This is a genomic window from Methylophaga sp. UBA678 (assembly GCF_002299105.1).
In the GTDB taxonomy this organism is placed as follows: domain Bacteria; phylum Pseudomonadota; class Gammaproteobacteria; order Nitrosococcales; family Methylophagaceae; genus Methylophaga; species Methylophaga marina.
In genome coordinates, this window is record NZ_DBNG01000021.1 from 20,991 (window position 1) to 42,536 (window position 21,546).

14 protein-coding genes are annotated in these 21,546 nt (G+C 45.3%); 3 read left to right on the plus strand and 11 right to left on the minus strand.

Annotated elements, in window-relative coordinates:
- Nucleotide 1: 1 nt before the first annotated feature.
- From B3014_RS10895 to B3014_RS10915, 5 genes are all read right to left on the minus strand, one after another.
- A complete protein-coding gene (locus B3014_RS10895; RefSeq protein WP_289243873.1) occupies nt 2-3,130 on the minus strand; it encodes an efflux RND transporter permease subunit in 3,129 nt (1,042 codons plus the stop codon).
- Entirely contained in the window at nt 3,127-4,296 is a 1,170-nt protein-coding gene (locus B3014_RS10900; protein WP_289243872.1) for an efflux RND transporter periplasmic adaptor subunit, read from the minus strand. The genes B3014_RS10895 and B3014_RS10900 overlap by 4 nt, the downstream gene beginning before the upstream one ends.
- Nucleotides 4,293-5,627, minus strand: coding sequence for a TolC family protein (locus B3014_RS10905; RefSeq protein ID WP_289243871.1), 1,335 nt, complete (start codon nt 5,625-5,627; stop codon nt 4,293-4,295). The genes B3014_RS10900 and B3014_RS10905 overlap by 4 nt, the downstream gene beginning before the upstream one ends.
- A gap of 114 nt (nt 5,628-5,741) precedes the next feature.
- Nucleotides 5,742-6,944 carry a multidrug effflux MFS transporter gene (locus tag B3014_RS10910; RefSeq protein ID WP_289243870.1) on the minus strand — a complete coding sequence of 401 codons (1,203 nt, stop codon included), beginning with the start codon at nt 6,942-6,944 and terminating at the stop codon, nt 5,742-5,744.
- Nucleotides 6,941-7,456, minus strand: coding sequence for a MarR family winged helix-turn-helix transcriptional regulator (locus B3014_RS10915; RefSeq protein ID WP_289243869.1), 516 nt, complete (start codon nt 7,454-7,456; stop codon nt 6,941-6,943). The genes B3014_RS10910 and B3014_RS10915 overlap by 4 nt, the downstream gene beginning before the upstream one ends.
- Nucleotides 7,457-7,809: 353 nt before the next feature.
- Here B3014_RS10915 and B3014_RS10920 point away from each other — a divergent pair, with 353 nt between their 5' ends.
- Nucleotides 7,810-10,131 carry an FdhF/YdeP family oxidoreductase gene (locus B3014_RS10920; RefSeq protein WP_289243868.1) on the plus strand — a complete coding sequence of 774 codons (2,322 nt, stop codon included), beginning with the start codon at nt 7,810-7,812 and terminating at the stop codon, nt 10,129-10,131.
- A gap of 77 nt (nt 10,132-10,208) precedes the next feature.
- On the opposite strand, the gene fabG is transcribed toward B3014_RS10920, so the two are convergent.
- Nucleotides 10,209-10,988: a 3-oxoacyl-ACP reductase FabG gene (fabG, locus tag B3014_RS10925; RefSeq protein ID WP_289243867.1), complete on the minus strand. Its 780-nt coding sequence runs from the start codon at nt 10,986-10,988 to the stop codon at nt 10,209-10,211.
- A 142-nt stretch (nt 10,989-11,130) separates the two neighbouring features.
- Here fabG and B3014_RS10930 point away from each other — a divergent pair, with 142 nt between their 5' ends.
- The gene (locus B3014_RS10930; protein WP_289243866.1) at nt 11,131-13,449 is read left to right on the plus strand and encodes an aminotransferase class III-fold pyridoxal phosphate-dependent enzyme; all 2,319 of its coding nucleotides are present in this window, start codon (nt 11,131-11,133) and stop codon (nt 13,447-13,449) included.
- 25 nt (nt 13,450-13,474) lie between these two features.
- Here the strand turns inward: B3014_RS10930 and B3014_RS10935 are convergent, their stop codons facing one another.
- The 5 genes from B3014_RS10935 to B3014_RS10955 form a co-directional block, all read right to left on the minus strand.
- Nucleotides 13,475-14,242, minus strand: coding sequence for a DeoR/GlpR family DNA-binding transcription regulator (locus B3014_RS10935; RefSeq protein ID WP_289243865.1), 768 nt, complete (start codon nt 14,240-14,242; stop codon nt 13,475-13,477).
- Between the two features lie 102 nt (nt 14,243-14,344).
- Nucleotides 14,345-15,466 (minus strand): cytochrome-c peroxidase, encoded by a 1,122-nt coding sequence (locus tag B3014_RS10940; RefSeq protein ID WP_289243864.1) that lies wholly within the window; start codon nt 15,464-15,466, stop codon nt 14,345-14,347.
- 8 nt (nt 15,467-15,474) lie between these two features.
- Nucleotides 15,475-18,195 (minus strand): TonB-dependent receptor, encoded by a 2,721-nt coding sequence (locus B3014_RS10945; RefSeq protein WP_289243863.1) that lies wholly within the window; start codon nt 18,193-18,195, stop codon nt 15,475-15,477.
- Between the two features lie 60 nt (nt 18,196-18,255).
- Nucleotides 18,256-19,230, minus strand: coding sequence for a FecR family protein (locus tag B3014_RS10950; RefSeq protein ID WP_289243862.1), 975 nt, complete (start codon nt 19,228-19,230; stop codon nt 18,256-18,258).
- Between the two features lie 2 nt (nt 19,231-19,232).
- Complete coding sequence (locus tag B3014_RS10955; protein WP_286305218.1) at nt 19,233-19,748, minus strand: sigma-70 family RNA polymerase sigma factor; 516 nt, start codon at nt 19,746-19,748, stop codon at nt 19,233-19,235.
- 165 nt (nt 19,749-19,913) lie between these two features.
- On the opposite strand from B3014_RS10955, the gene B3014_RS10960 reads away from it, so the two are divergent.
- Entirely contained in the window at nt 19,914-21,491 is a 1,578-nt protein-coding gene (locus B3014_RS10960; protein WP_286305216.1) for a peptide chain release factor 3, read from the plus strand.
- Nucleotides 21,492-21,546 lie beyond the last annotated feature (55 nt).

Below are 21,546 nucleotides of genomic sequence, written 5' to 3' on the forward strand. Positions count from 1 at the left end.
GCTAGTTTACTCCGGCTGCTTTTGTGACAGCTTTTCGCTTAAATACGTGTATAACGTCATGTTGAATCAGTAATAAACTGGGTATCAAAATCAATGTGATGACGGTGGCAAACATAATGCCGTAGCCTAAAGAAACGGCTGCAGGAATTAGAAATTGTGCCTGGCGAGATGTTTCACTGAGCAAGGGCATTAATCCGGCAAAAGTCGTGACCGAGGTTAATAACACGGCTCGCAAGCGACTCCTACAAGCAATACTGATGGCTTGTTTAATATCATCATAATCGTGGCGAATATCGTTAAAGCGGGAGACCAATAACAAACTATCATTCACCACTACGCCACTTAAGGCAATGATGCCGTTGAGCGATAAAATGCCCAAGGTCAGATCGTTCATCCAGTGTCCTAGAATGGCACCCACAATACCAAAAGGAATCGCGGTCATAATCAACATAGGCTGGAGATAAGAGCGAAGCGGAATTGCTAGCAACATATAAATAACTAATAAGGCAATCAATGATACATGGACCATCGATGATTCTGTCTCAGCCTGCTCTTCAGCCTCTCCGGCAAAATGGATATCTAATCCAGGATATTTTCTGACCAGATCAGGCACCATATTACTTTGTAGTTGAGCGACGAGTTCAGTGGTGGATAAGCTGTCTTTATTCACATCTGCCGAAATATAAACGGCTCGTTTTTTATCAATACGAGTGATGGAATCCCGTGTAAAGCCATAGCTGACATTAGCGACACTGGATAAAGGCACCACATCACCATTGGGCGTTCTAACACGCGAGTTTAATACATCGGCGGCATTCTGACGCTCATCTTCGGGATAGCGCACTTTGACTTCTATCTCGTCGCTATTACGCTGATAGCGCTGTACCACTTGCCCACTGAAGCCTTGTAAAATTTGAATCGCCAGATCGTTTGTCGTCATGCCTAATGCACGCCCTTGTTGATTTAACGACAAATGTAGCTGTGGTTGGCCTGGTTCGAGATTATCATCTATACCACTGATCGCAGGAATGCTTTCCATCGTACGTTTAATCTCGTTCCCGGCCATTTCCAGAATCTGATCATCATTCGCCCGTAACTCAATTCTCAGATCATCAACAGGACCATGTCGGGTTCTTACACTGACTGTTTTGGCGCCTTCAGGTGTCCCAACGAGTTGCTGCCAATGACGGCTGAACGTCGTAATGTCATAAGGCGCACTGGGTTTGAGTTCAACAGTGACAGTGCCGGCCTGGTCGCTGGAAGACAAAATCTGCAGATTAGCGATATCACCATTCCCGCCAAGTTCTTTGTCGGCCTGGTAGGCGAGTTGTTCCATCAAGGCCAGATCGTTATGCGTCAGACCATAGCTCGCATCATTCTGCATGGTCAGCTGAGCACGAACGGTATCGCCTGGGATGGATGGGAAAAAGCTCATTCTCACCATGCCTGTCATGGGCATCGACATAACAAAGATAAATAAGGCGATAAATAACACCGCCACCGCATAGCGTTGTTCAAGTGCATAATTGATGGTGGGGCGATAGCAGGTCTGATTAAACCACTGCAAACCACTGTCCATGGTATGTTGAATCTTATGCCAGATTTTGAGTAAGCCATGTTTGCTTACTTGTCGGCGTGTGTTCAGATGAGCCAGGTGAGCAGGCAAAATTAATTTGGATTCGATAATCGATAAAATCAGGCAGATAGTCACTACGGCTGCAAACTGAGCGTAGAGTCTGCCTAAACCGCCTTCTAATTGTGAGAGGGCGTAAAACGCAGCAACTGTAGTGAACACACCAAATAATGTGGGGACAGCAACAATCATAGTGCCTTTTATCGTATTTTCTATGGTGTCGCCTTCCTTGGACCTGACATCGTAAACGGATTCACCCACTACAACCGCATCATCGACCACGATGCCTAAGGCTAATAGAAAGCCAAACGTGGTGAACTCGTTGAGGGACAGTCCCATAAACGCATCCCCCATAAAGTAAAGGGTGCCAAAGAAAATAAAGGGCAAGCCCATGGCCACCCAGAAAGCAACGGTCAAATTCAGGAATAATGCCAGCAAGATAAACACCATCACGATGCCGGTAAACGCATTTTTAACTAATAATTCCAAGCGCTGTTGTATGGATTCGCTCCGGTCATACCAAGCTTCAAGCTTCACGTTATCGGGTAGCTTGCCTTCTTCCTGCCATGATTTAGCGACTTTTTCAGCCGCCTCCACCGTGTTAGTGATGTCATCCAGGCCGGTGGTTATGACCTGTAAAGCAATGCTGTCTCGACCCTGAAAGCGAGCTAAGACCGAGGTGGTGTCATCATAGGTGTCATTAATTTTGGCGACTTCACCCAGCAGCAACTGATTACCATTGGCGAGTGTTAATAGAGGGATATCGGCAAAATCTTCTTTCAAATAAGCCTGTTCAGATGCTTTTAGCTGTAGATAAACCGCTTTATTACGCAGAACAGCGGTCATCGTATTGGAAGAACCTGCATTTATCGCTTGTTCAACATCCGATAGAGTCAGCCCATAGGATTGTAGTTTGCCATCATCTACTTCGATGGCCATCATCGGATCCAGCCAACCGGAAATGTTGACAGAACTAATATTAGGGTTAGCTATCAGATCCGTTTTTAAGTTATAGGCAAGTTGTTGCAGGCTATGCCTGTCGGTATCACCGTAGAGTTGCAGCCACAGTGAATGCTCTTCCCGTTGGGCTTTCTCAATAACCGGGTTTTTGGCATCGGCGGGGAAAGTCGATATGGCATCCACTTTCGTTTTGACATCACGAAGAAGTGTGTCTAAATCATACTCACTCTGCTTTTCAACGGTGACTGTTACGCCGGTGCCTGTTGATGTACTGGTAATGCGTTTAATACCAATAACATCTTCCAGTTGCTCTTCTATTTTGATGGCCAAACCTTCTTCAGACTGTTTGGCTGAACCACTGTCGTACGAGACTGAAATGGTCAGTGAGCGGGGATCCATGCTTGGAAAGGCTTCTTTTCGCAACTGACCAGATTCAAGCACACCCAGCATAATGACCAGAATCATTAATAAATTCGCGGCCACAGGATTGGCCGTAAACCAAGCGATGATGCTGCTTGAATAGGATTTTTTTATCATGACTGTGACACCTCAACAGCTGTCACGGCCATGCCTTCAAGATAACTATTTAAAGGGCTGACAAGTACAGGAACCGTGGCATTTGTTAGTGACTCAGGAGGCGCGATATAGATAGAACCGCGGCTTGAAAAGAGCGGGCTGGTACTGAATTTTTTCAGGGTGTTATCAGTTGATACATACCAGACTTCACCGCGTTGACTTAAGGCGCTGGTTGGCAGTTTCCATACGCCTGCTATATCACGACCTTCAATGTGGGCCTCTACAAACGTGCCGGGAAACAAGGCAGGTTCAATATCTAAAGGTTTATCGACGGCAATGATCAAACTGCGTTGACGAGTTTCCTGATTAAGACTTTGTTCCGCTCTAAGTACATAACCTTGCCAGGAATGCGAATTCTCAACACTCGTCACCGTGACCGGCCATTTGCCACTATTCAGCACAGACAAACTGGGGAGATTGCTCCATTCTTGAGCAGATAAAGCCACAGAGATTTCCACGTGATCGGTACTATACAAGGTCGCGACTTCAGTGCCGGTCTGAACATAACTGCCAGGGGACACTAAACGTTCAATAATCAGTGCGTCAAAGGGCGCTTTAATGGTTGTTTGAGCCAGATCCTTTTCAGCCGCCTTGAGATTGGCCTCGGCTTCTTTCACCGCCGCTTTGGCGGCAGCCAGTTGTGGCTTACGTAGCACCAAGTCTGAGTCTGGTTCTCCTTCAAGTCCTGAAGATTGCCACTCACTCAAGGCTTGCAGACCTTGGCGTTGTTCTTCTAATAAACTGACTTGGGCAGAGCTTAAGGCTTGCCGCGCACTTTCCACAGCGGCCTGATAATCACTATTTTCAAGCTGGGCCAACAAGGTTCCTTTTTTTAAACGTCGACCACTTTCAAATTGTTGGGATATGTCATCAATCTGACCGCTTACCTGCGCTGTAAGCGTGATATTGAAGTGCGGGCTGGCGGCACCAAAAGCACGGACTGCTGATGTATAACTGCCTGGTGTCGCCATCATCACGGATACATCGGGGCTGGGCACTGGTTCTTTTTGCACGGGCATTGGCCTATTGGCCTGTGCTGCTGATAGATGTTTGACCACTAAAACTGTGACAAAAAGGATGCCACAAGCAAGAATGAACAGAATGATTTTGGGGAAATGACGCTTCATGGTGTGGTTCTCAGGCCGAGTGCTAAGCCAAGATTAATCCGGTTAATCAGGCGTTGATAAATAAGGTTATCCAGAGTGGCTTCCAGGTTGTAAGTTTGTTGCTGTACCGTCAGTAAATCCAGAATATCGACCAACCCCGTTCGATAACTTGTCTGATACTGCTCTAAGCTGTTTTGTGCACTTTTTAATGCATCCGCAATGTGCTGCTGGCGGGTTAACAGGTTTTGCTCCAGACTAAGATATTGCTCGACTTCATTAACGGCTGTTAATAAGGTTTCACGATAACGCTGATAGCTATAGGCCTCATTTAATTCGGCTTCCTTAGCTGCTGCACGTAATTGCCCACCTTGGTAAATAGGCGCTGTCAGCTGAGCGAGTAATGACCAGAGTGGTGACCCCATTAATGCCTGATGAGGAGAAGAGGCCGCATCTTCAAGAGCGGCACCAATGTCCAGGCTTGGTAAAAGTTCTTTATAGGCCACTTCAGTGCGTAGCTGGTCTGCTTTAATAGCGATGTAGGCCGCCTGTAAGTCGGGGCGACGTGCTAAAGTTTGTTCGGGTAAATCAGCCCAGGCCAGTTTGACTTCTGGATAGCTGGCTGGCGCCTCAATATCGGCAGTGTTGGTCTGTCCTAATAGTGTCTTTAAGTCTCGTTGTTGCTGACGATAATCTTCCTGAAAGGCAGCAAGGTTGGCCCTTGATTGGGCACTGGAGCTACGTGCATTATCTAAATCTTCCAATGTGCCAATACCGTTTCTGTAACGTTGCACGATATAGCGTTCATTTTGTTCCAAGGTATTCAAACGCTGCTTTTCTATGGTGATGGCATGTGACGTTGCGGTGAGGTTTAGCCAGGCTTTCATGACCTCCGCACTCAAACTATCACGAGCCGCTTGATAGAGCAGGGCTTGCTCGTTCACGTCCTGAGTGGCTGCCTGGCTATTGGCTTTTAACTTACCCCATAAATCAGCTTGCCAGCTGATATCGATACGACTGGTAAAATTATCATCAGCGTTCTCGCTGCGCGTTGCGCCTGCTGCAGCACTGATTTGTGGTTGACGAGCTGCATCGGTTTGCTGCAATTGCGTCTGACGAATTTGCAGTGTTAACCAGGTTTGTTGCAGGGTGGGGTTATGTTGGATGGCTGTTTCTACCAACTGATTAAGTTGCGCTGAAGCAATCAGGCTGTTCAGTGATATAACGGACTCAGCCTCATCGGATTGTGACCAAGCGGGCAGAGTTTGCTCTTGTTGTATCTTTGTTTGGTAATCAGGACTGGTAGACATAGATGCACAGCCTGAGAGCAGCAATACTGCGTTCAAGAGTGTCATTAGCATGCATTGTCTGTTACGAACTGACTTCACGTATACCTCGGAGATGATTAATTTACTGCATAACTAAGCTAGCGTTGGCAAAAGCATAAACGGCTGTCAGTTAACGCTGGGTTAAGAATGGTTATGTGTTGGTGTTGGCTGACCGTATTGCAGCATGGTCCTGACAAGGGGACCTATGAGCGCACAGGCAAACATAATGATCACCATAGGCCATGGCGTACCATCACCGAGTAAACCCACTAATGAGCCACTTAATGCACCGGCTGCAAAACCAATGGAACCCAGTAAAGCTGTCGCGGTGGCACTATTGTGTGGGAAAAACTCTACCGTGCTTGAAGTTGCATTGGAGACAATTAAGCCCATTGAAGCGATAAATAAAATTAATAAAATCACCATAATCACTAGGTTAGGTTCTGTTGCCAGGCTGACATAGGATAATAAAATCAGACTGGTCAGAACTTGTGCCGCTTGTCCTATACTTAATAAAAATTGTGGTCTGTAATAGTGTAATAAACGAATATTGAGACGGTTCGCCAGCATCATGCCAATCACATTCAAACCAAACAGAAATGGATAAACGGTCTCGCTGATATCAAAGTAGCCCATATAAACTGATGGTGAGCCGGTGATAAATGCAAACATACCCGCTAAGGCAAAACACTGAGAAAAGATAAATCCCAGTGCACATCGATGACTAAGTACCATAGCGTAGCGTTTGAACATACTGGTTCGTTCGGTGGCTTTTTTCCGTGTTTCAGGAAGTCGCAAGAACAAGGCTGTACCAATGCTCAAGCCATAGACCAGTAAAAAGACAAAAATAAGCCGCCAACCACTGAGATGCAGAATGATCATGCCAATAAGCGGGGCCAATAACGGTGCGAGCATCATGATCACCGCCATATTGGACAAGTGTCGGGCACTGTCTTTGCCATGACTTAAATCACGAATAACAGCGGCAGCATTCACCACAGCCACACCACCGCCGATAGCCTGGATAACCCGAAACAGCCAAACGCTGTGAATATCCTGACTGAAAATAATGCCAAGTGTGCCGACACAAAAAATGCTTAAACCACTCCCTGTCGCTGCTCGGCGTCCAAAATGATCAGAAAACGGTCCACCAAAAATTTGGCCGATGGCAAAACCTGCCAAATAGAGGCTCAATGATATTTCAGTATCATGAATGCTGGTGGCTAAATCTGAAGCCATTTGCGGGATGGCAGGCAAATAGGCATCGATAGCAAGAGGCGTTAGCGCCGTTAGAGCTGCCAATAATAAAATCAGTGCCTTTGTTGGTGATACTGTCTGGTTCATGATTGTTCAGTTGTTGGTGAGTCTACAGAGGCAAGCGTTGTTTTAAGTAAGTTCGCCAATAAGGTTTTATCTTTGCCTGAAACGGAGGCTAATAATGTTTCCAGCAATGAAAAGTGTGCCGGATACACTTTATTAATGAGTTTCTTGCCATGAGGGGTTAGGCTCACCAGTACTTTTCTTCGGTCCTGCTGACAGTGTTGGCGCTGTATAAGGGCTTTTTCTTCCAGCTTATCAAGACGACTTGTCATCGCACCTGAGGTGAGCAACATACTTTGGTAGAGCTCTGAAGGTGTCAGGTAGCGTTTATTTTCGCGTTTCAAGGTAGCAAGAACATCAAACTCGCCAGGTTTGAGCGCAAATTCGCGGTGAAGTTCGCCGACTTGCTGTTCGATTGTTTTCGCCAGACGTAAAACACGACCGATAATTTTAATGGCATCCAAGTCAGTATGAAGACCTAACTGCTGCCACTGAGCCATGATGAGGTCGACTTCATCAAATTTTTTTCCCGACATGGGTGTATCCGATTCAGAATGTAATTTTATCTTAACATAAAGATAATTAATGTTAAGGTAATTTATTTCACTGTTTTTAAAGAAGAATCTCAGTGGTTGTGCTGGGAATTTTTTCCTGAAATTGGCGTCTGTATTGATGCAAGGTATCCAAGCCAACTATAATAATGATGATCGCAATGATCAGAAGGATGACAGGATTAAATTACAATCGTGTTTCATCACGCAGAACATGCCGTTCTGATCTCACTTACCGTATTCGGCTATGACAACAAGCAACTTAGCATACGAGCATTTGCTTGTGTTAGAGCTTGGTTATTAGCTGTTTTTATTATCTTGTCCGGAGAGATGTCCTAGTGAGTCATTACAAGCCCTACAATGGTCCAGCTGCTGGTTGGGGTGCACTTGTCAGTGTTACTCGTAACTGGCTGGGTAGCAGAAATGCTATTTCCAATATCCGTGCGATGCTGAAAACGAATCAGGATCATGGTCTTGATTGTCCAGGGTGTGCCTGGGGAGAAACGCCTGAAAAGGGCATGATTAAATTTTGTGAAAATGGTGCCAAAGCGGTTAACTGGGAAGCGACAGGCCGTAAAGTCACCCCGGCATTTTTTGCGAAGCACAGTAACGCTGAGTTGTTAAAAGAAAGTGACTTTTGGCTAGAGTCACAGGGGCGTATCACTCATCCGATGCGTTATAACGCTGACACCGATCACTATGAAACCGTCACATGGCAAGAAGCCTTTGATACGGTTGCCAAACACTTAAACCAGCTTGACTCACCCGATCAAGCAGAATTTTATACCTCTGGTCGAGCCAGTAACGAAGCGGCTTTTCTATACCAGCTTTTTGTCCGTGCCTTTGGTACCAATAATTTCCCAGACTGTTCCAATATGTGCCACGAAGCCAGTGGTATTGGTATGTCTGAAACACTGGGTGTGGGCAAAGGCACTGTTACCTTTGAAGACTTTGCTGAAGCGGATGCGATTTTTGTCATTGGTCAGAATCCAGGTACCAATCACCCACGTATGTTGGAACCGCTGAGTGAAGCAGTGAAACGTGGTGCACATGTCGTGTGTTTTAATCCACTTAAAGAACGTGGTTTGGAACGTTTTCAGCATCCACAAAGCCCGATGGAAATGCTCACTAATGAGTCTGAGCCAACTAATAGTGCTTATTTCAGACCTGCTTTAGGTGGAGATATGGCCGCTATTCGCGGTATGGCGAAGTTCTTATTGCAATGGGATCGCGAAGCACAAGAAAAAGGTAAACCGGCGGTATTAGACCATGCATTTATTCAGCAGCAGACGCATGGCATGGAAGACTATTTTGCCGAAATCGATAATACGCCTTGGGATTTGATTGAATCACAATCAGGCTTGAGTCTGGCTGAAATCGAAATGGCGGCTAAGATTTATTGTAAAGCTGACCGGGTCATTATGTGCTGGGCGATGGGTGTAACGCAGCATCTTCATTCTGTGCCGACTGTTCAGGAAATTGTGAACCTGCAATTATTGCGTGGCAATATTGGCCGTCCTGGCGCAGGTTTATCACCTGTGCGTGGTCACAGTAATGTGCAGGGTGACCGCACCATGGGTATCGATGAGCAGCCACCAGAATGGTTACTGGATGCCATTGAACAGCGCTTTGATTTTAAAGTGCCTCGTGAACATGGTCATACCACGGTTCAAGCCATTGATGCGATGGAAAAAGGTCAAGCGAAAGTCTTCTTTGGGCTAGGTGGTAACTTTGTTCAGGCCACACCGGATACCGAGCGTTCACATAAAGCCATGCGTAACTGTGATTTGACTGTGCAGATTTCAACAAAACTGAACCGTAGTCATCTTGTTACAGGTAAAGAGGCACTGATTTTACCGTGTCTGGGTCGCACTGAAAAAGATTTCCAGAAATCTGGATTACAAGGTGTAACCGTTGAAGATACCTTTAGCATGGTGCACATCTCTTACGGTCAGCTAAAACCTTTTTCACCTTTATTACGCTCTGAAGCTTCGATTATTGCTGGCATTGCTAAAGCGACCCTAGGTAATAAACCGGTGGATTGGGAATGGTTGGTAGAAGACTATGACCGCATTCGTGATCTGATTGCAGATGTTATTCCAGGCTTTGATAATTTCAGTAAGAAAATACAGAATCCTGGTGGCTTTTATTTGGGTAACCCAGCAGCAGAGTATCAATGGAACACCAATACAGGTAAAGCTAACTTTATTGCGAATCCTTTACCTAAGACATTGCTTCAGGACCAGGTTACCAAGAACGGGCAGTCTCCCGATCTGATTTTGCAAACCATGCGTTCTCATGATCAATACAACACGACGGTTTACAGCATGAACGATCGTTATCGAGGTGTGTATGGCATGCGTGATGTCGTTTTTGCTAACGAAGCTGATATCAAACGCCTTGGCCTGGAACACGGGCAGAAAGTAGATATGATTACCGTGTGGGAAGATGGTAAAGAACGAAAAGTATCCAACTTCACCTTGTTAAGTTATGACATCCCTCAAGGGCAGGCTGCTGCATACTATCCAGAAACTAACCCATTAGTCCCACTGGAAAGTTATGGCGATAAAACCTTTACACCGACCTCGAAATTCATTGCGATTAAAATGATAGCGAGTGCAAATGAAGCGGGTGACGTTGTCCGCTCCTCGGTGGCTTAAACAAAACTTCGATAATAAAAAAAGGCACTGTTAATACAGTGCCTTTTTTGTATGTGAACGGGGAGTGTTATGGCTGACTAGATCTCATCGACGGCTTCCATACACTCAGGTAATGTCTGACCACCATCAACCACGATCTGCTGTCCAGTGATATAAGCCGCTTCATCAGCAGCAAAGAATAAAGCCGCATTGGCAATATCTTCGACGGCACCCAAGCGTTTTAACGGTATCGCAGCCGCCATACTATTGAGATATTCTTCACCTAAATCAGCTAAGCCCTCAGTGTAAATATTACCGGGCATTACGGCATTAATGGTGGTGTTATAACGAGCCAGTTCCATCGCGGCTGTTTTCATAAAACCTAACTGACCAGCCTTAGTTGCTCCGTAGTGCGACCAGCCAGGATAGCCTGTGATTGGGCCAGTGATAGAAGAGGTCACCACAACGCGACCTTTGCCTTGTTTCTCAAATTGAGGGATACAGGCTTTGACACAGAGAAAAGTACTCTTAAGATTGGCTGACATAATGTCATCCCAGTCTTCAGGCGTTAAATCGATGATTTTTTTCTGTGGGAACGTACCGGCATTGGCACAGAGAATATCGACACTACCAAACGTGTCTTCCGTGTATTTCACTAAAGCCTGAACTTGCTCCCAACTGGATACGTCGCATAAATAGTAATCTGCAGTACCACCGTGGGTATTGATTTCATCAACAGTCTGCTTAGCCGCCTCTTCTCCACGAGCGGCAATCATCACTTTGGCCCCTTGTTTCGCAAATACACTGGCAATGCCTTTTCCAATGCCTTTTGAGCCGCCTGTAACGATGACAGATTTATTTTTAATAGAAGTGAGCATGCGCGATTCTCCCGAGAGTTAGTGAATAATGGTGTGACTGTATTTTTAACATAAATCTGTTACTTTGCAACAAAAATATTGCAAGTCAGTAAAAATGAAGTTATAAATGTGGCTAATTTACACAGTTACAGAGGTTATCTTTATGGCGGGTTTATATAATTCCCAGTTTGTTCAACGCCTAACACGCGGTGTGAAAGGCTTGCTTCCAATGTGGGATGTCTCAGAAAAGGCCAACATTTCCTTACTGACTGTGTCTGAAAACGCCACATTTCTGATTCAAGATGAGGCACGAAATCAGCGTTTCATTATTCGCGTTCACAGACCAAATTATCATTCTAAAAAAGAGATCCTGTCTGAACTGATGTGGATTCAATCACTACGTCAACAGCAAGTCTTGAATACACCCGAGCCATTAACAATGTCAGATGGAAGTTTAGTGGCAGAATTTGATGATGAGGGGACAGCTAGATACGTGGTGGCCTTTGAGTTTCTTCCTGGAGAGCAGCCAAATGAGGATGAATCTTTAGTCGCAGGCTTTGAATTACTCGGTGCCACCTCAGCAAAACTTCATCAACATGCGAAAAACTGGACACTGCCGGATGGCTTTGAACGTAAAAAATGGAATTTTGAGAGTGCCTTTGGACCTGAGCCTTTATGGGGGGATTGGCGAGAAGCGCTTGGCTTGGATGAACAGGGGAAAGTGGTACTTGAGCAATTATGTCAGCTACTCGAGTCACAGTTAGAGGCCTATGGTGAGGGAGCAGACCGCTTCGGCTTAGTTCATGCAGATCTGCGTTTAGCGAATTTATTAGCAGACGGCCATGATCTTGGTGTGATCGATTTTGATGATTGTGGTTTTAGCTGGTTTATGTATGACTTTGCTTCAGCCGTCTCGTTTCTTGAGTTGTCGCCATTGTTGCCGGAATTAGAACGAGCCTGGGTTCGAGGCTATAAATCCATCTCACCGCTATCTGCAGAAGATGAAGCGATGATATCCACATTTGTGATGTTCCGTCGACTATTGCTCACTGCCTGGGTGGCAATTCACCCTGAAACAGAAACAGCAGCAGAAGCCGGGTTTGATCAGTACACGCAAGGCACTATTGAGTTAGCAAAGCGATATCTTGCCGAAAATGAACAGCAAGACACATCACCGCTAAGTGAAAAACGTATTCTCGATATGAACGCTTTTGAGGCTAAATCGGGTCAGCACAAGGAGAACGTCACACGGCGTCTTGATAATCTTGGTGCTGCTTCGGTTTTGTTTTACCAAGAGCCTATTGAAATGGTGTCTGCACAAGGTGCCTGGATGCAAGCCGCTGATGGTAAACGTTATCTGGATTTTTATAATAATGTGCCTTGTCTTGGTCATTGTCACCCAAGTGTCGTTGCTGCGGTGTCAAAACAAATTGCGACATTGAATGTACATACACGCTATTTGGTCAGTGTGGTGGATGACTATCTGGAGTCACTGAAAGCGACGCTACCAGAGTCAGTATCTAATGTCGTGATGACCTGCTCGGGTAGTGAAGCCAATGATTTAGCGATGCGTTTGGCTGAGCAGGCTTCAGGCGGAACAGGCTTTATTGTGACGGAAGATGCCTACCATGGTAATACCAGTCTGGTGACAACCGTCTCACCCTCCATTATTAAGCAAGGGAGTTTGCCCGATAATGTGGTAGCTATTCCGGCACCATCATCGTCTGTGTACGAAGGAGACATAGCTGCCGGTTTTGCTGCAAAAGTCGCGGAGGCAATTGAAACCTTACAACAGCGTGGTATCAGAGTGGCGGCACTGTTGGTAGATACCATTTTTTCTTCAGATGGTATTTTTTCCGAACCTCGTGGCTTTTTGAAACAAGCTGTTGAGGTTGTCCGCAACGCTGGCGGCGTTTTTATCGCTGATGAAGTTCAACCTGGGTTTGCCCGCATGGGCGATACTTTCTGGGGTTTTGACTTCCATGGACTGACGCCTGATATTGTGACAATGGGAAAACCGATGGGAAATGGTTTCCCCATGGCTGCTGTTGCAACACGACCAGATTATCTGGAATCCTTTTGTGCTGATGTGGGGTACTTCAATACCTTTGGGGGTAATCCTGTCGCTGCGGCAGCTGGTCAGGCGGTTCTGAATACAATTCAACAGGACAATCTGCAGGAAAATGCACGCAAGATGGGTGCTTATCTCAAGCAGCAACTTCAGTTTATGGCAAAACAGTCGTCTTTCATTGCTGATGTACGTGGTCAGGGCTTATTTTTGGGGATTGATATTGGTGAAAGAGATAATAAACATATCCCAGATCCAGGCAAGACCCGACAAATTATTAATGGCTTAAAATATGCCGGCGTATTGATTGGTGCAGCAGGCAAGTATGGAGCGACCTTGAAGCTTCGTCCTGTGCTGACATTGACACGTTATGAAGCTGATTTCTTTTTAGATGCTTTATCTAAGCACGTGTAAGCCATATTCATCATTGAGGTGGGGTTCAGACTGCCGCCTCAATGATGTTTACCTTATCAGCCATTAAGGCTTTCTTTAAGGGGCCACTGGGTTGGCGATCAGTGACTAAATGATCGATCTCATTCCATCTGGCATAACGCGCCGTGGCCATGCGATCGAATTTACTGTGATCAGCCACCACCATATTGTTGGCACTTTGGCGAATCATCTGCTTATAAACATCAGCAGCATCGGTAAGCGCATCAGCAGGGCCAGTTGGTGCCAAGCTGCTAGCACCCAGAATGGCCCAGTCCGCCGTGTAATCGGATAAAAACTGACAGGTTTGTGAACCATGTGTCGCGCCTTCTTCACCATGATAGACACCGGGCGCCATAATCACATTAATCGTCGGGTTAAACGACAAGACGGTTGCCACACCAAAGGCATGGGTGATGACCGTAATATTGTTCATTTCATAGGCTATGCGCTTGGCGACTTCGACGGTGGTCACCCCCGAACCTATCATCAAGACTTTGGCACCTTTCAACATGGGCGCTGCTTTTTTGGCAATGGCGGTGCGTTCGGCCAGATTGGCTTTATGTCGCTCATTTAATACAGGTTCTGCTGCCTGTCTCAGTAAGGCGCCACCATAAGTACGACTAATTAGGTTTTGTTCGGCTAACTCTTCTAAATCACGACGAATCGTTTCTGTCGTAACTTTCAGGGTTTTTGCTAATTCACTCACCCGCATAGAAGGATTGATGGTGAGCTCGTCAATGATTGCCTTGTGTCTTGCGATTTTTTTCCGTGACATGGTTACAGCCTTATGAAGAACCTAGAAGTTATCATAAAATTACTGATGGCCAACATCTCTGTTATAAGGTTTTTTATCGAGTGAGTGAATGGAGTGGCCTTTCTAGGGTAATTCTTCTGGAAGAAGTGGCTGCGGTAGATGACTGGATAAGCCGAGTAAAAAGGCTTTCAGATCGGCCAGTTCTTGTTTTGACAGATCTAAGGGTTTTATTAGTGGCGATAATTGAGCGGTGGGAATATCATCGGTTTTATCATCGAGTTTCGCATTTTGCCACCATCCCATATTGTACATAGCTAGCAGCATATCCAAATCCGTAACAAGGCCATTGTGCATATAGGGTGGCGAAGCGATGCCTGTTCGTAATGCAGGTGTTCTAAAGGCACCGACATCTTCTGCCTTTCCCGTCATTTTATAGCGGCCCTGGAAATTACCGACTTGGTCAAATGATGTACCCAAGTGATGGAATTGATTATCACTGAGTAAGGGGCCATTGTGGCAATGGATACAACGCGCTTTTGTGCGGAATAAGTGTAGGCCTCTAATTTGCTGGTCGGTCAGTGCCGTTTGCTTACCATCCATAAAGCGATCAAAGTCTGATGGCGATGAGCGAACTGTTCGCACAAAAGTGGCAATAGCCTGAACGATACGTTCAGGCGTGATGTTTTCGTCACCAAAAGCGGTTTTGAAAAGAGCAGGATAAGATGCGGTCTTCGCCAGTCGTTTTGCTGCATTTTCAGGATTCGCTGCCATCTCAATCGGGTTGGTCCAACTTGCCAGTGTTTGTTCTTCCAGACTGTTGACTCTGCCATCCCAAAACAATTGCTTCAGCAAGCCAGTATCAACGATAGAGGGTGAGTTGATGTCACCTTGAATACGATTATGTCCAATCGCTTTTCTTCTGCCATCAGCCCAGGCTAAATCTGGATCATGACAAGAGGCGCAAGCAATCTGCTGTGATTGTGATAATCGTCTGTCGAAAAAAAGATGTTTACCGAGCTGTTGCTTTTCCTCAGAAAAGGGATTGTCGAGTGGAAACTCAATCTGCTGGGGTAAAGGCATGAGTGGTTGTACCTCAACCCCATCATCAAGTTTGGCTTCGGGCCAGTGTGTGACACCTTGCCTGTATTGCTCGATCAGCGTCATTGTTTCATTTTCTGCAAACGCCGTTGTTGGCATCATTATCATCAGGACTAATACCAGCAGCTGGCTGTTTATATAGTTCATCGTCGACATCAGTAGCGATACCCAATTTCGAACCAGAACTGACGGCCTAAACCAAATAATTGAGTGCCTGATTCCGTCGTCACCACATTTCGCTTATCTGAGACGTTAATGATATCGGCGCGAATGTAAGGTGAGGAGGGGCGTGAAAGTAGCGCGTATTCAACACTGATATCCCAGCGCGTGGTTCGTCCTTGATTTTCTGTTTCATAACTATCCAGGCCGGTATCATCATCTTTACCTAAACTTTTTAAATATTTATAACCGTTGGTAAAGGCCCAGCTATTTTTAACCAGTAAACGATCATCAAATGCCTGCATGATAATGTCCAGATTAGCTGTCACTGGTGTGGCGAAGTCACCGGCGGGTAATGCTCGGCGAGCGACTTGATTACCTTCAAATATGACCTGTTCATTCGCATCGACACTAGATAGATAACCGCCACTATCACCATAGCGAGCATCAGTGTCTTTATCCATCCAACTCACGGTTGAATTAACTAACCATTTCATACCAGCAAATCGGAAAGGTGAAGAACGCCAGAACAGATCGACTTGTTGTGTATTACTGCTGCCTGAGTTTTCAAACCAACTGACTTCGGAAGTAGAATCATAATGGGTTCGAATTTGTTTACGTCCCTGGCGCTCTACGTATTGGAGGCCTGCTTGCCCACTTAATACTTCAGCATAGAGTCCTACGCTGTATTCATCATCATAAGGTGTATCGAGGTCGCGAAACTCCCACTCTTGTGTTGGATCAATAGTGGTCCAATTGTCACTTGCACTATCGCGTTCACGAATGCTCATGCGACTACGTTCTTCTTCTCGTAAGCGATAAGATAAAAAGGACTTACCGTAGTAACGGTTTGCACCAACGGTAATACGTGCTGTTTGCGTGTTGTTTAAATAGACACCTGCTTGAATTCTTGGTGCTAAATTGACATTGTCTAACCAATCATCATGTTCCACTCGCACACCAGCACGCCAAAAGACATGCTGGTAGTCACCGTTTAATTCAGTAAATGCAGAAATATCCATATTATCAAAGGCAATTTTCCCCGCCTGGTAAATGACTTCCCGGCTATGAAACTGATCGCTAGGCGCCCATGAGCCCGGTGAGGTTTGAGGAGGGAGTGGCTGAGTGAAGTCTAAGGTGTATTCATTGAAGGTAAAGTCATTTCCGCGATCTTGCATGTAACGAGCCCATTTCAGCTCGGTACCATAGCGCCATACATGGGACTCATTCAGTGAGGTGGTAAAGTTAAGTGTTGAACCAATCGTATATTGACGGTTGGCTAAATCACCATAACCACCAAAAATCCCCGCTTCATAGATACTGGTGTATTTATATTGATCAATGGTGTTGCTTTCAAACTCACGTTGATCGGCATTGGTACCTGCATTGAGATTAAGATCCATACGAGTGTCAGCGAATTGTTTCCCAAAATTAACACTCGCATTCAGACCTTGATGTTGTCCTTCAAAGTCTGAACCAATGTAGTTAATCAGAAAACTGTCTTCGTAATAATCGCTGTAGGCGACTGAGGCATTGAGATCATAATCACGTTCGAGCAGGTCAAATCTAACCACGCCGTAACGTGATTCTTTATCTAGGGTTTTTTCATCGGAAGGTTTAAATATACGTCCTGTGTCAGCAAAGTAATCAAAATCTAATTGCACCAGTTGCTTTTGGGAAATATGTGATTCTTTTTCACTATAACCTGCAAAAACACCTATATCACCTATTCGTGTCGCGCCTTGCAGAGCTGTCTCTGATTTACGGAACTTAGGATGATAATCTCCGGGCAAGCCAGTTGGTAATTGTCTTGCCCCATCTTCAAAGAACTCACCTTCTTGAGACTCATCAACATGAAATTCCGTCCAGCTGTCTTGGGTTTTACGGTGTTTGATTTGAAATTCGTCTCGTCCTAAATATGCTTTGGTTTCTGCTTTGACGACGCCACCAACAAATCCTCCCTCACTGGCTGAAGCATTCACATCAATGACGGTTAAATTATCCAGAAAAGAAGGATCAACAAATAAACCTTGAGAGTGTCCGGCAACCCGTGTGTAGTTCGATGCACTTTCTTCAAGAGCAGGATCCAGCCGACTGTCTATGCTCGCCCCATCAAGCATTAGTTTATTTTGATAGGGAGCTGCGCCACGAATCGATAATTCTGCTGGCTTGATATCACCTTGTTGTAGACTTGAGCTGGCCGTGTTATCGACACGAACCGATGGAATAATACTGAGTGCCTCCGCCAGATCTGACCTCATCGATTGGCGCATTTCGATAGAGGTGAGGGTTTTTATTTCTGGGTTATGAGGTAATGCTTCAATATTCAGTTGTGGTAAATCTACGCCCGATTGATCCGCACTCTGAATAGGAAGGATGGTGTAACTTAACTCACCATTTTGGACGTATCTGAGCCCACTGTGTGCCAGTATTTGGTCTAAAGCCTGATAAATGCTGCGAGCCTGCTTAGCACCTGGGCTTGATTGATCCCTGACTAAATCTGCTGAAAAACTAATCAGTAAACCTGTTTGTTGACCGAGTTGGTTCAGGGCAGTCTCCAAAGACCCAGCAGGTATGGAAATTTGCTGTGACTTAGTAATAACGCTAGTGCGCTTTGATGAAGTATCTTCTGCAAAGCTGACGGAGGGAAAGACAATGCTTGTGCTGGATAGCAGGAGAATATTGAGTATTGTCGAAGATAAATAAGTTCGATTCATAATGGATTCCGTGGTTTGTTCTGTTGTTATTACTCAGGACGAACCAGGGAAAAAATCAGCTCATTTTTTTTCAGATAAATGAAACCAGATGCCAAAACGTTTTGTGTAATTTAGGTTGAGCGCTCTACTAACAGCATTCATAACTGCTGCTAAATCGTCGGTTGGGTATGAGCCTGAGACTCTCAAATTAGCAATCTGTGGTTCATAGCGGATAAAGGCATGATGGTATCGACTGAGTTCAGAGACAAAGCTGTTCAAGGGCATATCAGATACGATTAACATGCCTGTTTGCCAGGCAAGCGTTTGTGTATTGGCCTTGAACATCGACATTTCTCCTGACGCAGTCAATGTCATTGCCTGGTTTTCCTGAAGTGTCCATGATGTCAGAGAGTGCTTATCGGTCACGTTTACTTGACCTTCTAATAGTGTGACTTGTATCAGTTCAGGGTGTTGTCTGACGACAAAGTGGGTGCCTATCGGTGTGATATCTCCAATAGCTGTTGTCACTTTCAGCAGTTGTTGAGGGTGTTGTTCGGCATGGGTGATGATCGCTACTTCACCTTGCTTGAGTACGAAAGTCATCAATGTATTCGTTTCGTCTATCTCAATGATGGTGTCAGTATTGAGGTGGACTTCAACACCATTTGCCAGTGTCCAGCTACGGTGTTCACCTACTTTGGTGGCGAGTGTCTTATTTTGTTGATGGGTGACAGGTGAACCGATAAACCATGGGGTTGAGCCAATAACCGCAAGACCAAATAGAGATTTAAGCAACTGACGGCGAGGTCCGGGAGATGGCTGACTGAGAACGTGTTGGCTGATTGGACGACATTGTGGCGCGTTAATATCATTAAGCATCATGTCAAAAGCAGCAATCTTCTGCCAGGCTTCATCATGAACCGATGATTGCTGTCGCCATGAACTAATGCGTTGTTGAGTTAAAGTCTGATTATCAGAATTTTGTAGCTCCAACCACCAATCGGCCGCTTCTTCTGCAATGGTGAGTGGGATTGTACTTTCGTGGAGTGATCGCATCGTTATACTGACAAATTAAAACAACAACACAACATGGCTTGCTTCAAATGCCGCTTCACGGTGCTGATCGATATAGCGAGTCTATTGGCTGTGTCGGCATAATTTAAGCCTTCCAGCTGAACGGCGATAAATGTTTGACGAACATCTGTTTTCAGTTGTCTTAGTCGGTTATCCACCTGAATTAATAACTCTAAATGCTCCACTTGCTCTTCAGCTGATGGCGCTAAATCTGGCTCAAGTTCGCTAACGCATTGCTGATAGGCAGTTTCAATGTTCTTTTTACGCCAATGATCGGTCAATAGGTGGCGAGCGACCGTTTTTAAATAAGCATCACTATCTTCAATAACATCGTTTTTTACCCGTTTTAACAAGCGCTCAAAGGTATCGTGTAGTAAGTCAGCAGCCAGGTGGTTGCAACCCAATTGTTTATACAGCCAACTTCGCAGCCACTGTTGATTATGGATATACAACATTTCAATCTGCTTAGAAGCGTGTTGTTGTGAACTAGTATGTTTCATTCAAGAGATATTTTTATAGGTGATAATGATAATGTTTCTTATTATCATTTGTTGTGGGGCAACTGTAAAGTGGAAGAATTTATATTTGAGAAACAGGCATTGATGCGAGAAAATGGTTCGTTTGTCGTCGATGACGATACTGAAACTCTTGAAAGTGATTAAATTATGTCTAGCCCAGTCCAAAAAGCGGCTTCAAAGCGCCGCACTTTTGCGATTATTTCGCATCCTGATGCCGGTAAAACGACCATCACTGAAAAACTCCTCTATTTCAGTGGCATGATCCAATCCGCGGGCAGTGTTAAATCTCGCAAGACTGATAAACATGCCACTTCTGACTGGATGGAAATGGAGAAGGAGCGGGGCATTTCTGTCACCTCATCAGTGATGCAGTTTCCATGGCGTGATGAGATTGTGAATCTGCTTGATACACCGGGCCATGCTGATTTCTCGGAAGATACTTATCGCACATTGACCGCTGTGGATTCAGCCTTAATGGTAATTGATAGTGCCAAAGGTGTTGAAGAACGGACTATTAAGTTGATGGAAGTCTGTCGTCTGCGTGATACGCCGATTCTGACCTTTATTAACAAATTAGATAGGGAAGGTCGTGAGCCTGTTGAATTGTTGGATGAAATCGAAACGATTCTAAATATAGGCTGTGCGCCGATCACATGGCCTATTGGCATGGGTAAAGGCTTCAAGGGGATTTATCACTTATTAGATGATAATGTTCATTTGTTCGAAGCGCATGCCAAAGAAGCGGGTGAAGTCATAGAAGGGCTTGATAACCCTCGCCTAGATGAGCTATTCGGTGGGCTGGCGGAAGACTTACGCATGGAGATTGAGCTGGTGCGTGGTGCTAGTAATGAATTTGACTTGGAGCTGTTTTTAGCTGGCGAGTTGTCACCTGTGTTTTTTGGCTCAGCGATGAATAACTTTGGTATTACAGAGTTATTGGATTCCTTTGTGAAATATGCGCCACCGCCACAATCTCGTGAGACAAAAACACGCGTTGTTGAGTCTGGTGAAGAGAACTTTAGTGGCTTTGTATTTAAAATTCAGGCCAATATGGATCCGAAACATCGTGACCGCATTGCTTTTTTACGCGTATGTTCGGGTAAATACACAAAAGGTATGAAACTGCATCAGACACGTATTGGTAAAGATGTCACTATCGCGAACGCCGTGACGTTTATGGCGGCGGAACGCGAACAAGCTGAGGAAGCTTATCCAGGTGATATTTTGGGCATGCACAATCATGGCACGATTCAGATTGGCGATACATTCACTCAGGGCGAAGATCTTCAATTCACCGGCATTCCTTATTTCGCACCAGAGTTATTTCGTCGTGTCAGATTGAAAGATCCGCTTAAAAATAAAGCCTTATTGAAAGGCTTGCAGCAATTGAGTGAGGAAGGGGCAACACAGTTATTCCGCCCACTTGATAATAATGATCTCATTCTGGGTGCGGTGGGTGTGCTTCAGTTTGACGTGGTGGTTCATCGTTTGAAAGGTGAATATAACGTGGAATGTGCTTATGAAGCGGTTCAGGTATACACCGCCCGCTGGGTCTATTGTGATGATGTCCGTAAACTGGAAGAGTTTAAAAAGAAAGCGTCGCAAAACCTGGCATTGGATGGTGCCGGGAATCTGACTTATATTGCACCAACGCGGGTGAATCTTGACCTGACGATGGAACGCTGGCCGGATATTGATTTCCGCTCCACACGCGAACATCTCTGATGACTGAATAGTTATTGCCTGATTGAGGTTCGGTATTATATGATAATGATTCTCA

Coding starts and splice junctions, on each gene's coding strand:
- B3014_RS10910 (WP_289243870.1), bottom strand. CDS start 6,944: ATGAACCAGACAGTATCACCAACAAAGGCACTGATTTTATTATTGGCA.
- B3014_RS10900 (WP_289243872.1), bottom strand. CDS start 4,296: ATGAAGCGTCATTTCCCCAAAATCATTCTGTTCATTCTTGCTTGTGGC.
- B3014_RS10950 (WP_289243862.1), bottom strand. CDS start 19,230: ATGCGATCACTCCACGAAAGTACAATCCCACTCACCATTGCAGAAGAA.
- fabG (WP_289243867.1), bottom strand. CDS start 10,988: ATGCTCACTTCTATTAAAAATAAATCTGTCATCGTTACAGGCGGCTCA.
- B3014_RS10930 (WP_289243866.1), top strand. CDS start 11,131: ATGGCGGGTTTATATAATTCCCAGTTTGTTCAACGCCTAACACGCGGT.
- B3014_RS10955 (WP_286305218.1), bottom strand. CDS start 19,748: ATGAAACATACTAGTTCACAACAACACGCTTCTAAGCAGATTGAAATG.
- B3014_RS10915 (WP_289243869.1), bottom strand. CDS start 7,456: ATGTCGGGAAAAAAATTTGATGAAGTCGACCTCATCATGGCTCAGTGG.
- B3014_RS10905 (WP_289243871.1), bottom strand. CDS start 5,627: ATGACACTCTTGAACGCAGTATTGCTGCTCTCAGGCTGTGCATCTATG.
- B3014_RS10945 (WP_289243863.1), bottom strand. CDS start 18,195: ATGAATCGAACTTATTTATCTTCGACAATACTCAATATTCTCCTGCTA.
- B3014_RS10935 (WP_289243865.1), bottom strand. CDS start 14,242: ATGTCACGGAAAAAAATCGCAAGACACAAGGCAATCATTGACGAGCTC.
- B3014_RS10940 (WP_289243864.1), bottom strand. CDS start 15,466: ATGAACTATATAAACAGCCAGCTGCTGGTATTAGTCCTGATGATAATG.
- B3014_RS10895 (WP_289243873.1), bottom strand. CDS start 3,130: ATGATAAAAAAATCCTATTCAAGCAGCATCATCGCTTGGTTTACGGCC.
- B3014_RS10960 (WP_286305216.1), top strand. CDS start 19,914: ATGTCTAGCCCAGTCCAAAAAGCGGCTTCAAAGCGCCGCACTTTTGCG.